Origin of the sequence: Escherichia sp. WS1451, from assembly GCF_046487365.1 — a bacterium.
Classification (GTDB): Bacteria; Pseudomonadota; Gammaproteobacteria; order Enterobacterales; family Enterobacteriaceae; genus Escherichia; species Escherichia coli.
In genome coordinates, this window is the sequence record NZ_JBJQJP010000074.1 from 1 (window position 1) to 860 (window position 860).

The 860-nt window shown below is 51.2% G+C and carries 1 pseudogene; it reads left to right on the forward strand.

Features of this window, described 5'->3' with window-relative positions:
* Positions 1 to 846 (forward strand): annotated as a pseudogene (locus tag ACJHX7_RS26200) (IS4-like element IS4 family transposase); the annotation flags it as partial.
* Positions 847 to 860: the final 14 nt, after the last annotated feature.

Below are 860 nucleotides of genomic sequence, written 5' to 3' on the forward strand. Positions count from 1 at the left end.
CCGCAGGTCAAAATGGTCTGCCAGATGGAACTGACCAGCCATCTGCTGACGGCTGCAGCCTTCGGCACGATGAAGAACAGCGAAAATGAGCTTGCTGAGCAACTTATAGAACAAACCGGCGATAACACTCTGACGTTAATGGATAAAGGTTATTACTCACTGGGACTGTTAAATGCCTGGAGCCTGGCGGGAGAACACCGCCACTGGATGATACCTCTCAGAAAGGGAGCGCAATATGAAGAGATCAGAAAACTGGGTAAAGGCGATCATCTGGTGAAGCTGAAAACCAGCCCGCAGGCACGAAAAAAGTGGCCGGGACTGGGAAATGAAGTGACAGCCCGCCTGCTGACCGTGACGCGCAAAGGAAAAGTCTGCCATCTGCTGACGTCGATGACGGACGCCATGCGCTTCCCCGGAGGAGAAATGGCGGATCTGTACAGTCATCGCTGGGAAATCGAACTGGGATACAGGGAGATAAAACAGACGATGCAACTGAGCAGGCTGACGCTGAGAAGTAAAAAACCGGAGCTTGTGGAGCAAGAGCTGTGGGGTGTCTTACTGGCTTATAATCTGGTGAGATATCAGATGATTAAAATGGCGGAACATCTGAAAGGTTACTGGCCGAATCAACTGAGTTTCTCAGAATCATGCGGAATGGTGATGAGAATGCTGATGACATTGCAGGGCGCTTCACCGGGACGTATACCGGAGCTGATGCGCGATCTTGCAAGTATGGGACAACTTGTGAAATTACCGACAAGAAGGGAAAGGGCCTTCCCGAGAGTGGTAAAGGAGAGGCCCTGGAAATACCCCACAGCCCCGAAAAAGAGCCAGTCAGTTGCTTAACTGACTGGCATTAC